This window comes from Pseudodesulfovibrio alkaliphilus (genome assembly GCF_009729555.1).
In the GTDB taxonomy this organism is placed as follows: Bacteria; Desulfobacterota; Desulfovibrionia; order Desulfovibrionales; family Desulfovibrionaceae; genus Pseudodesulfovibrio; species Pseudodesulfovibrio alkaliphilus.
Genome location: NZ_WODC01000001.1, coordinates 46,876 through 59,276, shown reverse-complemented (window position 1 = coordinate 59,276; position 12,401 = coordinate 46,876). Strand labels below are relative to the sequence as shown.

The 12,401-nt window shown below is 63.2% G+C and carries 12 protein-coding genes and 1 tRNA gene; 2 read left to right on the top strand and 11 right to left on the bottom strand.

The window, feature by feature from the left end:
- Positions 1–2 precede the first annotated feature (2 nt).
- A complete protein-coding gene (gene amrB, locus GKC30_RS00280) occupies positions 3–827 on the top strand; it encodes an AmmeMemoRadiSam system protein B (protein WP_155931423.1) in 825 nt (274 codons plus the stop codon).
- Between the two features lie 78 nt (positions 828–905).
- Here amrB and pnp read toward each other — a convergent pair whose 3' ends face one another.
- The 11 genes from pnp to GKC30_RS00225 all read right to left on the bottom strand — a co-directional run bounded on the left by pnp (position 906) and on the right by GKC30_RS00225 (position 11,479).
- Positions 906–3,149, bottom strand: a complete 2,244-nt coding sequence (gene pnp, locus GKC30_RS00275) for a polyribonucleotide nucleotidyltransferase (RefSeq protein WP_155931422.1) — start codon at positions 3,147–3,149, stop codon at positions 906–908.
- Between the two features lie 251 nt (positions 3,150–3,400).
- Positions 3,401–3,670 (bottom strand): 30S ribosomal protein S15, encoded by a 270-nt coding sequence (gene rpsO, locus GKC30_RS00270; protein ID WP_367613890.1) that lies wholly within the window; start codon positions 3,668–3,670, stop codon positions 3,401–3,403.
- 61 nt (positions 3,671–3,731) lie between these two features.
- Positions 3,732–4,673, bottom strand: a complete 942-nt coding sequence (gene truB, locus GKC30_RS00265; RefSeq protein WP_155931420.1) for a tRNA pseudouridine(55) synthase TruB — start codon at positions 4,671–4,673, stop codon at positions 3,732–3,734.
- Positions 4,673–5,629 carry a DHH family phosphoesterase gene (locus tag GKC30_RS00260; protein WP_231116975.1) on the bottom strand — a complete coding sequence of 319 codons (957 nt, stop codon included), beginning with the start codon at positions 5,627–5,629 and terminating at the stop codon, positions 4,673–4,675. Before GKC30_RS00260 ends, truB begins: the two co-directional genes overlap by 1 nt.
- Positions 5,616–5,957, bottom strand: coding sequence for a 30S ribosome-binding factor RbfA (rbfA, locus tag GKC30_RS00255; protein WP_155931418.1), 342 nt, complete (start codon positions 5,955–5,957; stop codon positions 5,616–5,618). Before rbfA ends, GKC30_RS00260 begins: the two co-directional genes overlap by 14 nt.
- A gap of 10 nt (positions 5,958–5,967) precedes the next feature.
- Entirely contained in the window at positions 5,968–6,261 is a 294-nt protein-coding gene (locus tag GKC30_RS00250; protein ID WP_155931417.1) for a DUF503 domain-containing protein, read from the bottom strand.
- 67 nt (positions 6,262–6,328) lie between these two features.
- Entirely contained in the window at positions 6,329–9,208 is a 2,880-nt protein-coding gene (gene infB, locus GKC30_RS00245; protein ID WP_155931416.1) for a translation initiation factor IF-2, read from the bottom strand.
- Positions 9,205–9,423, bottom strand: coding sequence for a YlxR family protein (locus tag GKC30_RS00240; RefSeq protein WP_367613954.1), 219 nt, complete (start codon positions 9,421–9,423; stop codon positions 9,205–9,207). The genes infB and GKC30_RS00240 overlap by 4 nt, the downstream gene beginning before the upstream one ends.
- A 56-nt stretch (positions 9,424–9,479) precedes the next feature.
- The gene (gene nusA, locus GKC30_RS00235) at positions 9,480–10,793 is read right to left on the bottom strand and encodes a transcription termination factor NusA (protein WP_155931414.1); all 1,314 of its coding nucleotides are present in this window, start codon (positions 10,791–10,793) and stop codon (positions 9,480–9,482) included.
- A 60-nt stretch (positions 10,794–10,853) separates the two neighbouring features.
- Positions 10,854–11,312: a ribosome maturation factor RimP gene (rimP, locus tag GKC30_RS00230; protein WP_155931413.1), complete on the bottom strand. Its 459-nt coding sequence runs from the start codon at positions 11,310–11,312 to the stop codon at positions 10,854–10,856.
- A gap of 91 nt (positions 11,313–11,403) precedes the next feature.
- Positions 11,404–11,479 (bottom strand) — tRNA-Gly (locus GKC30_RS00225).
- Between the two features lie 132 nt (positions 11,480–11,611).
- Between GKC30_RS00225 and flgF the strand changes: the two genes are divergently transcribed.
- On the top strand, positions 11,612–12,385 hold the full coding sequence (gene flgF / locus GKC30_RS00220; RefSeq protein WP_155931412.1) for a flagellar basal-body rod protein FlgF: 774 nt from the start codon (positions 11,612–11,614) through the stop codon (positions 12,383–12,385).
- Positions 12,386–12,401 lie beyond the last annotated feature (16 nt).

Genomic DNA, 12,401 nt, shown 5'->3' with positions numbered 1-12,401 from the left:
TCATGGACAGACAGCCCGTTGTGGCCGGACGTTTCTACGATGCCGACCCGGCTCGTCTTGGTGCGGTGGTGCAGGGCCTTCTCTCGCCGCAAAGTTTTCCTGAAAAGCACGCACCCGAGGGCGCCCGGACCCTTCTGGCCATGGTGCCCCACGCCGGATACATCTACTCGGGCGGCGTTTGCGGCATGACCCTGGCGGGGGCGGCGCTGGCCAGCACTGTGCTGCTTCTTGGCCCCAATCATACCGGCCTTGGCCTTCCATTCGCCCTCTGGCCCGACGGCAACTGGCATATTCCGGGCGCAGCCCTTCCCGTGGACCAGGAGCTGGCCTCGCTCCTGCTCGCGGCCGATCAGCGCATCAAGGCGGACACGGCCGCCCACCTGCGCGAGCATTCCATCGAGGTCGTCCTGCCCTTTTTGCACCGGCTCGACCCGTTGGTGACCATGGTTCCCCTGGCCGTGGCCTCTCGCTCCTTTGCCGATCTTGAGGGGGTGGGGCGGGCCATTGGCCGGACCCTTGCGGCCTATTCCAGGCCGGTGTCCATGGTGGTCAGCTCGGATATGAGCCATTATGTGTCCCACGACGAGGCCCGGCGGCTCGACTCGCTGGCCCTTGATGCTGTGCTGGCCCTTGATCCGCGGGGCCTGTTCGACACGGTGCGCTCGCACTCCATCTCCATGTGCGGGGTGCTGCCCATGACCGTGGCCCTGTTCGCGGCTCTGGAAATGGGCGCGACCTGGGGGCACTTGGCAGCCTACGCCACTTCGGGAGAGGCGTCCGGCGATTTCGATCAGGTGGTGGGCTACGCGGGCGTGCTGGTGGGCTAGGGCGTCTGCCGAGAATCTTCGAACGCAAAAGGCGACCGTCCGGGGACGGTCGCCTTTGTTTTCATTCAGAGGAAGCGTCTAGCGGCGGCCACGGCCTCCGCGGTCGCCCCCGCGGTCGTCGCGACGGCCACGTCCGCTGCGATCATCGCGGCGTCCGCCGTCCCGGTCGCCGCGTGGAGCGGGGCGCTTGAACTCCTCAAGGTCAACCTCCTGCCCGGCCTGCTCCATCAGCCATGCCTTGCGGGAGAGGCGGATGCGTCCGCCGGGCTCAAGGGCGATGCACTTGACCCAGACCTCCTGACCGAGCTGGACCACGTCCTCAACGCGCTCGACCCGCTCGAAATCGAGCTGGGAGACGTGGAGCATGCCTTCCTGTCCGGGCAGGATTTCGACAAGGGCGCCCACTTCGAGCACCTTGCGCACCGTGCCGAGGTAGTTCTTGCCCGGCTCGGGTTTCTGGTCGTAGTAGAGGACCATTTCCTTGGCCTTTTCCATGGAGGCGAGGGTGGGGGCGAAGATGGAGATCTTGCCGGAATCCTCGATGTCGATGTCGGCCTCGGTTTCGGCGGTGATCGCCTTGATGTTCTTGCCGCCGGGTCCGATGACCGAGCGGATCTTCTCGGGGTCGATGTAGACCACGGCCATCTGCGGGGCCAGGTCGGAGAGTTCGGCGCGGGGCTCGGGCAGCACCTCGGCCATGTGGTCGAGGATGTGCAGACGGGCGTCCCGGGCTTGGCTGAGGGCCTTTTTCAGAACCTCGGACGGAATGCCCGAGATCTTGATGTCCATCTGGATGGAGGTGATGCCCTCGCGGGTTCCGGCCACCTTGAAGTCCATGTCGCCCAGGGCATCTTCGTCGCCGAGGATGTCGGTGAGCACGAAGAATTGGTCGCCTTCCTTGCACAGGCCCATGGCGATGCCCGCCACCGGGGCGGAGATGGGCACGCCCGCGTCCATCAGCGACAGGGTCGCGCCGCAGACCGAGGCCATGGACGAGGAGCCGTTGGACTCCATGATCTCCGAGACCACACGGATGGTGAAGGGGAACTCGTCCTGGTTGGGCAGCACCGGAGCGATGGCGCGTTCGGCCAGGGCGCCGTGGCCCACTTCGCGGCGGCTGGTGCCGCGCAGCATGCGGGCTTCGCCCACGCAATAGGGCGGGAAGTTGTAGTGGAGCATAAACCGCTTGGTGGCGTCGCCCAGCAGGGAGTCGTAGCGCTGCTCGTCGCGGGTGGAGCCCAGGGTGGCCACGGCCAGGGCGCTGGTCTCGCCGCGGCGGAACAGGCTGGAACCGTGGGTCATGGGCAGAACGCCGGTCTCGATGGAGAGGGGGCGCACCGTGGTGGTGTCGCGGCCGTCAATGCGCAGCCCTTCCTTGACGATGCGCTCGCGCACGATCTTCTTGGTCAGGTCGGCGACAACGTCGCCCACAGCCTTGAGCTTGGCCTCGTCGTCAGGAAACTTCTCGGCCACGGCTTCCTTGGCCTTCTGCTTGGCCGCGTCCTTGGCCGCGTAGCGGATCATTTTCTCCGGGGTGGTCACGGCGGTGCGCAGGTCGTCGGTGATGATTTCGCCGAGGAAGGCGACAAGCTCCTCGTCCTGCTTGGGCGGGGTGACTTCCATCTTGGGCACGCCGACCTTGGCGCGCAGTTCGTCCTGAATGTCAAAAAGGGGCTGGACCTGTTCGTGGCCCCAGGCCAGGGCGTCGGCCACCAGCTCCTCGCTGACGAAGTTGGCCCCGCCTTCGACCATGACCATGGCCTCGCGTGTGGCGGCGAAGACCAGATTCAGGCTGGAAAGCTCCTCCATCCCCTTGTAGGACGGGAAAAGGACAAACTGCTTGTCCACATACCCGACACGAGCGCCCACGATGGGGCCGAGGAAGGGCATCTTGGAGATGTGGGTCGCTGCCGAGGCGCCGGTCAGGGCCAGCACGTCGGGATTGACATGCTTGTCGGCCGAGAGGACCGTGGCGATGATCTGCACCTCGTCGGCAAAGCCCTTGGCGAACAGGGGCCGGATGGGTCGATCGATGAGCCTGGAGATCAGGGTTTCGCGCTCGGAAGGGCGGCCTTCGCGGCGGAAATAGTTGCCCGGCACGCGACCGGCCGCATAGGCCATTTCCTGGTAGTTGCAGGTCAGGGGGAAGAAGCCACGGTCCACTTCCAGCGGCTGGGTGGTGGAGGTGACCAGGATGACGGTGCCGCCGGACCGGATGGTCACGGCACCGCTGGCCTGACGGGCGTACTTGCCCGTTTCGATGGTGATGTCGATGCCGCCGACCGTGGTGGTCAGGCTGGTGCTGTCAAAGGGTTTCAGCATGGATAATCCTACCTTTCTTTAGGTAATGGGTGGATCACTTCCTGCGATTGACCCTCTTTGGGGTTAGCCGGCTTGGGGAGGAGCTTTTGGAGAGTTCGGACCGGAAATTCGTGTCCAAAAACGCCTTCCGCAGCCAACTAAACGTCGCGTGAGGGGGTCTTGCGCGGAGCAACAAAAGTCGGCTCCGCCGCAGAAAGTGACAAACAACCGGGGGAGGCTGGCGCCTCCCCCGACATCAGTGTTTCAAAGAACTACTTGCGCAGGCCGAGGCGACCGATCAGGTCGCGGTAGCGCTGGACATCCTTGTTCTGAAGATACTTCAGAAGCTTCCGGCGCTGTCCGACCATCTTCAGCAGGCCGGTGCGGGAGTGGAAGTCCTTTTTGTGGGTTTTGAAGTGTTCGGTCAGGTACTGGATGCGGGCGGTCAGCAACGCGACCTGGACCTCGGGAGAGCCGGTGTCGCCCTCGCAGGTCTTGTACTCTTCAACGATCTTCTGCTTGTCTTCGGCAGTCATGACCACAGCGGTATCCTCCTAATTGAGTGTTTCGTATCAAATAGCCTTCGGTGCGTCGGCGGGCGGGTCAGTCCTCGCCCCACAGACCTCTGAGAATGGCCCACCTGGGCTTACCGTCCTGGATTTTTGCCTCCACCAGGGCCAGCGGCGCTCCGTCGTGATCGAGCAGAAACGCCCGATCGCCGATGGTGCCGTAGAGCCCCCGGGCCGGATCGTCGGCTACGGGCAGCCAGGCCCCGTTTCTGACAAGTCCGGCCAGAGGCCGCGTCAGCGTGAAGCGGGGCCAGTGGGGCAGGGTGTCCCGCAGGGGGATCACCTTGTCCGCGAACGAGTCCGCATTCTCCAGAACGTCCGAGAGGTCGTGAGCCGCATCAAGCCCGAAGGGCTCGCTGCGCTCGCGGGTCAGGCCGGTCAGCACTGCGCCGCACCCCATTCGCATCCCCAAGCTGTGGACCAGGGATCGTATGTAGGTGCCCGCGGAACAGCTGACCCTGAACACCGCCTCCGGCATTCGCACGTCCAGCACTTCCACATGAGAAATAACAATGGGCTTTGTCTTGACCGGAGTTGCCAGTCCCTCGCGGGCCATGGCATACAGCGGCGTGCCCTCGTGTTTGGCAGCCGAATAGGCTGGAACTTCCTGCTCTGTCAACAGATTCCAGTGCAAAATTTCCTTTACGACATCCTCGGCGCTGGCCTCAACCGCTGTTTCGGAGACTATTTCCCCTTGAATATCATAGGTATCGGTGGAAAGTCCGAGCTTGAGCGTTCCGCGATAGGTCTTTGTCGCGCCGCTGAGGTATGTAGCCAGCTTGGTACCATGGCCGAGCAGAACGAGCAAGACCCCTTCGGCCAAGGGGTCCAGGGTTCCGGCGTGGCCGATCTTGAACTGCTTGAGCCGGTATTTGATGTCGTTGAGGCAGGCGGCCGAAGTGGGGCCGGACGGCTTGTTGAGGACCAACAGGCCGTCGAGCTGCTCGGCGCTGCGCTTTTTTCTGCGGCGACCCATCAGGCAAGCTCCAGGGATTTGGTAATGGCGTCCACCAGAAGGCGGCGGACTTCTTCAAGGGGAGCGGCAATGGTGCCGCCCGAGGCGTTGCGATGGCCTCCGCCGCCAAAGAGGGCGGCAATGGCCTGGACGTTGTCCTCGCCGTAGGAGCGCAGGCTGAACTTGTAGGTTCCCGGCTTTTCCTCGCGGAGGATGACGGCCACGCGAACGCTCTTGAGGCGGCGGATGGTGTTGATCAGATTTTCGGTGTCCTGGGAGTCGGTACCTGTGCGTCGGAACATCTCGCGGGTGATGACGCCGATGGCCACCCGCTTGCCGGCAAAGAGAGCGACGCTGCCCATGACTTCGGTCCAGAGGCGCAGTCTCGCCTCGGTCCATTGCTTGTTGATGAGCATGTTCATGCGGGCCAGATCAAGCCCGTCGCGCAGCATCTCGGCCGCAAGTTCCAGCGACTCGGGGGTGGTGGAGCCGTAGGAGAAGAACCCGGTGTCCGTTGACACGGCCAGGTAGACACACTCAGCCAGCCCTCCGTCAAGGCGCAGTCCCAGGTCCTTGGCGAGGAGAGCGATCATGGACCCCACGGCGGGTTGGTCCACGGCTACCCAGTTTTCGTCGCCGTAGTCGCCGTTGCCCAGGTGGTGGTCGATGTTGATGATGCGTGTCTCGCGGGTTCGGGCGAGAAGCTCGGGCCCCATGCGCTCGATCGCGCCGCAGTCGAGAACGATGGTCAAGGCGGGCATTGTTGCCGGAAGATCGGTCTCAAACGGCGCAGGCAGGGGGACAAAGTCGTAGCTGGCGGGCAGGCCCGAAGGGTTGTAGAGCCGAAACCGTTTGCCAAGACGGGCCAGGATGTGTCCCACGGCGCAGGTGGAGCCGATGGCGTCGCCGTCGGGGTTGACGTGGGCGGCCACCAGGAAGTCGTCGCCGTTGCGGATGATCTCGCTAACGCGACGCATCGGGTCTGGCATAGACCATGTCCTCAAGGAATTCGTCGAAGACGAAGCGCAGCTCCGGGGTGTACTGGAGCTTGAGCCGCTTGCCCAGATTGGAACGCAGGAATCCCGTGGCCTTTTCAAGCCCGGCCTGGACCTCGCGCCGATGCTCGGCGTCGCCGGAGACGGTGTAGAATATTTCGGCGATGCGCAGATTGGCGTTCATGCGTACGCCCGAGAGGGTGACCAACTGGAGCCTGGGGTCCTGGGCCTCCTCCACCAGCAGGATGGCGACCTCGCGCATGATCTGGTCGCCCATGCGTACGGCCCGGCGGGAACTGGATGCCTTCATGGATGTGTCCTCATTCGCTGTCGCTGAATATTTCCGTGTCGCACCGGGTCAGCTCGACCGGAGCGATGGCTTCCACCATGGCCAGCGCCTTGCCGAGGCGGCTTTCCACCTTGTCCGTCCGGTTGGCCGCGGTGACGATCCCGAGCACCAGCCTGTCGTGGATGTCCATGGCCTCCACCTCGGCTACGGCCACGTTGAAGGTGTTGCGCAGCTTCTGTTTCAGACTCTGGGCCACGCGGCGCTTCTCCTTGAGGGATCGGTTGCCGTGGAGCCGGAATTCGAGGGTCAGGACGCCGATGATCATGTCTGGTCCAAAAAAAGAGGCGGGCGGTCCCATGGGTCATGGGCCGCCCGCCGTGATTGCCGTGTGTCTAGTCTATGGTGCGGGCGACTTCCTTGGTCTCAAATGCCTCGATCACGTCGCCGATCTTGATGTCGTTGAATTTTTCAAGGCCCATGCCGCACTCGAAGCCCTTGGTGACTTCCTTGACATCGTCCTTGATGCGGCGCAGCGATGAGACCGAGCCGGTGTAGATGACCACGCCGCCGCGCAGCAGCCGGACCTTGCAGTTGCGGGTGATCTTGCCGTCGGCCACGAAGCAGCCTGCCACGGTGCCGACCTTGGGCACACTGAAGGTGTCGCGCACCTCGGCCTGACCGAGGTAGACCTCTTCGATGTCCGGGGCCAGCATGCCGCTCATGGCGTCCTTCACTTCGCTCACCAGCTTGTAGATGATGTCGTAGAAGCGAACCTCCACGCCTTCATGCTCGGCGATCTCCTTGACCTTCAGGTTGGGCCGCACGTTGAAGCCGATGGTGATGGCGTCCGAGGCGCTGGCCAGCAGGATGTCGGATTCGGTGATTGCCCCTGCACCGCCATGGACGACGTTGATCTTGACCTCGTCCGTGGAGAGTTTGTTGAGCGCTTCGGTGACGGCTTCGAGGGAGCCCTGCACGTCGGCCTTGAGCACCAGGTTGAGTGTCTGGGCTTCGTCGTTGGGGCGGCTGGCCAGGAAGGATTCCAGCGTGACCTTGGACTTGGCGGAGAGCACCTTTTCGCGTTGCTTCATGGCTCGGGTCTGGGCGATGCGACGTGCCACTTTCTCGTCATCCACCACGAAGAGCTCGTCGCCCGCCTCGGGCAGTCCGTCGAAGCCCTGGATTTCCACAGGCATGGCCGGACCCGCGCTCTTGATCTTGCGGCCCTGGTCGTCGAACATGGCCCGGACCTTGCCGAAGTGGATGCCCGAGACAAAGCTGTCGCCCTGGTTGATGGTGCCTTCGATGATGAGCATGGTTCCCACCGGGCCGCGTCCCTTGTCGAGCTTGGCCTCCACGATGTGGCCTCTCGCGTGTTTGTCGGGATTGGCCTTGAGTTCCAGCACTTCCGCCTGGAGCAGGATCATTTCGAGAAGCTCGTCAAGGCCGGTCTTCATCTTGGCCGAGACATGGGCGAAGATGGTTTCGCCGCCCCATTCCTCAGGAATGAGGCCCAGCTCGGCCAGTTCGCGCTTGACGTTGTCGGGGTTGGCCCCTTCCTTGTCCATTTTGTTGACCGCCACCACGATGGGGACGCCAGCGGCCTTGGAGTGGCTGATGGCCTCGCGAGTCTGGTCCATGACGCCGTCGTCGGCCGCCACCACGAGAATGACGATGTCCGTCACCTGGGCGCCGCGCATACGCATGGTGGTGAACGCCTCGTGGCCCGGAGTATCGAGAAACACGATTTCGCCGCGGTCGGTATTGACGTGGTACGCGCCGATGTGCTGCGTGATGCCGCCCGCCTCGCCGTCGGTGACGTTGGTGAGCCGGATGGCGTCGAGCAGGGAGGTCTTGCCGTGATCGACGTGGCCCATGATGGTTACCACGGGCGGGCGCGGCTTGAGATCCTCTGCCTTGTCCGCCTCGGTGGGCGTGAGGAATTCCTGCTCGTCAAAAGAGACGTTTTCCACCTCATACCCGAACTCGGCAGCCAGCAGTGAGGCGGTATCGAGATCCAGGGCCTGGTTGATGGTGGCCATGACGCCCATGCCAAAAAGGGTCTTGATCAGATCCTGGGCCTTGACGCCCATCTGGTGGGCCATGTCGGCCAGGCGGATCGCTTCGTCGAAGCGGATCTTGCGCTTTGCGGCCTTCATGGGCTGGATGTTTTGATCGGGAGTCAGCGGCCTTTGACCCTTGCGTCCCTTGCGTCCTTTTCTCCCCTGGGGGAAGCCGTCGTTGAACGGTCCGCCCCGGTCGGTCTTGCCGCCCGCGGCGAATTCGACCACGCGCCGGTCCTTCTTGCCCTTTTTCTTTTTGCTGCGGCCATCGGGCATGGACGGGTCCATGGGGGGCGCATCGTCACGGCCACCGGGGGCGGCAAAGCCGCCTGGGCGCGGGCTGGCCGGTCGGCCGCCAGCGGGACGCGGTCCGCCCGGACCGTTCGGACGGGCCGGACGCGGGGTGCTTTCGGACGCCAGCTTGGCCGCCTCCCGGGCCCTGACCTCAACAGGGTCGGGCATGGAAATTATTTTGACCTTCGGAGCCTCGGGCTCCTTCTTGCGTTTCTTCTTTTTTCTGGGCTGCTCGTCCGCCTCGCCCGGGGCGGCGGCGATAACGTCATCCGAGGTCGCTTCGACGGGAACCTTGTCGGCCTCTACAGCCTCGTCTTCCGGGGTGGAAGGGGTCTCTTCCTTGGCCGGGGCGATTTCCATGGTGTCGTCCACGGTTTGGTCCACAGCGACGGGCGCGGCGTTTTCAGGCGCGGGTTCGGGCGCGGCCTCTTCTGCCACGGGGGAAGCTTGGGGAACGGTCTCGGGTTCAGGCGTCGGCTCTGCCGCGGGTCTGATGATCCTGACCTGGGGCTCGGGCTTTTCGCGTTTCCTGAGGGGAGCGGCGGCGGGCTTGGCGGTCGGCTCCGGCTCGGGGGCGGGGACCTCCGCCGGTCCGGACGTGACAGCTTCTACCGTCTCATCGCTCTCCGCGATCACGGCCTCTTCGGTCTCTTCGGCCGGGGCCTTGGTTCCGGCTGTCGGCGTCTTGGTGCGCCTGCGCCTGACAATGACGCCGGTATCGGTCACGCGGCGCACTTCCCGCCGCGTGGGGGTGCCTTTCTTAAGTTCCGCCTTGAGGCGGTCCACATCCTCGGCGTCGACGGTGGTCATCTGGCTTTTGGCCTGGATACCGATCTCGCGGAGGTGTTGTATTATTTCCTTGGTGCTGAGTCCAAGCTCAGCTGCCAAGTCTTCTACCCGAACCTGTGCCGTCATCTACTTTCCCCCTTGCGTTTCTTCATCAGGCCCTTGAACACTTTCGGGAATAATTCCCTGCACCGGGCCTGGACGCATACGTAAAACCCACGCCCCGGTTTGATTTGTTCCGGGTCGGAAACCGGATCGTCTGTTTCCGGCATTTCCCTGTCGGCCGGGCGGACATACCGCGTCAACTCTTCCTTGGGGAAGCGCTGGCGGCAGACGACGCACATGCGGACGGGTTGGTGTCCTGCGTTCATCATGCCCGCGTGTCCTTGCTGACCGGCCCTTATTTCGTCTCCTCGCCATCGGCGGGAGTGTCGTTCGTGTCGTCGTTGGCGGCGTCGGCGCCGGTCTCGGTGGCCAGGGCGGCTATTTCCGGTGCCAGCATGTTGATGGCCAGCCGGATGTCGGCGATCTTGCGCTCATTCAGGCCGCTTACGGCCAGCAGTTCCTCGTCGCTGGCGCGAACGATGGATTCCAGGGATTCAAATCCCGCGTTGAAGAAGCTCTCCATGGATATTTCGGCCACGCTGGCGATCTGGTCCATGCCCTTGCGCGAGGCGTTGAGTTCGCCGTAGCGGGATTCCGTGAAGATGTCTATCTTCCAGCCGAGGAGCTTTGCGGCCAGTTTGACGTTCTGTCCCTTGCGTCCGATGGCCAGGGTGAGCTGGTCGTCGGGGCAGACCACTTCGAGGGTCTCCTCCTCCTCGTCCACCGTGATCCGGGTGATGACGGCCGGAGAGAGGGCGTGCTGGGCGTACATGGCGATGTCCGGGCTCCAGACCACGATATCGATACGCTCGCCCTTGAGCTCCTGCACCACGTTCTGGATGCGCGAGCCACGGATGCCGACGCAGGCGCCCACCGGATCGACATCGCGTTCGCGGGACATGACGGCAACTTTGGCGCGCAGGCCCGGATCGCGGGCCACGCCCATGATCTTGACCGTGCCGTCAGCCACCTCGGGCACCTCGCGCTTGAACAGCTCGACCATATAGTCGGGATGGGAGCGCGACACGATGACCTGCGGTCCCCGCGACTCCTTGAGCACGTCAATGATGTACGCCTGGACGCGGTCGCCGCGCTTGTAGCGTTCACGCGGAATCTGCTCGTCCTTGGGCAGCAGCGCCTCGGTCCGGCCGAGGTTGATGATCCAGCCGGTGCGGTCGCGCCGCTGGACGATGCCGCTGGCGATCTCGCCCATGCGGTCCTTGTATTCTTCGTAGATGATCTCCTGTTCCGCGTCGCGCATGCGCTGGATGATCACCTGCTTGGCCGACTGGGCGGCGATGCGGCCCAGGTCTTCAATATTGACGGGAAAGCCCATCTCGTCGTCGAGTTGAGCGTTGGGATCATGCTCCCGGGCGTCTTCAAGGGAAATCTCGCTGACCGGGTCGTGGACCTCGGCCACCACCACCTTGAACTCGAAGACCTCGATCTCGCCGCTGTCTTCGTTGAATGCGACCTCTATATCCATGGTGTCGCCGTGTTTGCGCGCCACAGCGGAGCGCACGGCCTCTTCGAGGGTGTCGATGAGCAGGTCGCGGTCGATACCTCTGTCCTTGCTAATCTGGTCGATGGCTCTTTTCAGCTCCGACATGATCAAACCTCCGCTTCGCCCGGGGTCAGTCTCCGTCCCGGTGCATATTGCTGATATGCCCTAAAACTCAGGAACAATCCTGACTTCCTTCAGGTCGTTCCAGGCCAGGGTCGTCTCCTGCCCGTCTTCTTTCACGGTGAATTCGGTCTCGTCCACCCGGACGAGTGTGCCGATCACCTTGCGTCTGCCGTCGCGGGCCTCGTGAAGCAGGGCGGCGACCTGGCTGCCCGTATAGTCGTTCATCTGGGCCGTGCTGAAGAACCGCCGGTCCATGCCGGGCGAGGAGACCTCGAGAATGAATGCGCCGGGGATGATGTCTTCCACCTCGAGAAGCAGGCCCACCTGTCGGCTGACCTCGGCGCACTGGTCAATGGTCACCCCGTCGTGGCCGTCGATATATATCCTTATGATACGTCGTTGGCCCTTGCTTGGCGAGGTGAGCCCCCATAGGCGGCAGCCGATGGCCTCCACCTCCGGGCGGATGAGTTCCGCGAGTGTATCCTCGAATGTCGGACGCATGGTTTCTCCCGATGCCAATAAAAAAGGCGAGCCCGAGCTCACCCTGTTGTGCGAACCCCGCAGGGGCCATGACGGACCCTGCGAAAGGCGTTGGAGCGGGTGACGGGGGTCGAACCCGCGACACCAAGCTTGGGAAGCTTGTACTCTACCAGCTGAGCTACACCCGCTCGGAAGCGTGCCTATTTATACATAACCGCAGCCAATGTCAACAGCCGCCTTTCGGTGAAATCCGCAGCCGATGACCGGCATCGGGTTGGCATACATAGTGCAATCCATCGGGCAGACAGGAGGTCCGCCCCATGCGAGACAGCAGCTTGAGCGCGTTGTTCGGCGCTTTGTCCAATGAAATGAGGATGTCATCCATCGCCAATAATTTGGCGAACGTGAACACCACCGCCTTCAAAAAGGACCATATGGCCTTTCACGATGTCTTCACGCGCTTTGCCCATGACTATGTGGTGACCACCAAGTCGTTTCTGCGCGACAAGGACATGTTTCCCGATCCCAAGATTATGGCCAAGGCCCGGCTTTCGGAGCAGACGGTGGACTTCTCCCAGGGCGGTATGCACCAGACGGGCAACCAGCTTGATTTCGCCTTGTCGGGCGAGGGGTTCTTCCGCGCCCAGGTGGGTGGCGATGTGCTCTACACGCGGGCGGGCAACTTCCTGGTCGACACCACGGGAACCCTGGTCACGCAGGACGGCCATGCCGTCATGGTGGAGGGTGGCCCTCTGGTGGTGCCGCCCGGAGCCACGTTGAGCGTGGAGTCGGACGGCATGATCTCCATCAATGGCGAACCGGCCGGAGCCTTTGATCTCGTCACTTTCGAGAACATCGGAGCCCTCGTGCGCGTGGGCAGCAATTTTTACCGGGCGGCTCCCGGAGCGGAGGAGATACCGCCCGAGGACCTGACCGTTCAACAGGGTTTCATCGAAAAGGGGAACGTCGAGGTGGTCACCGAGATGGTCCAGATGATCGAGACCCAACGCGCCTTTGAGATGTATTCCAAGATGCTTCAGGGCACGGATAGTCTCGACAGGAATATGATCGTCAAGATCGGAAAGCTCTTATGACAACCAGGAGGCAATA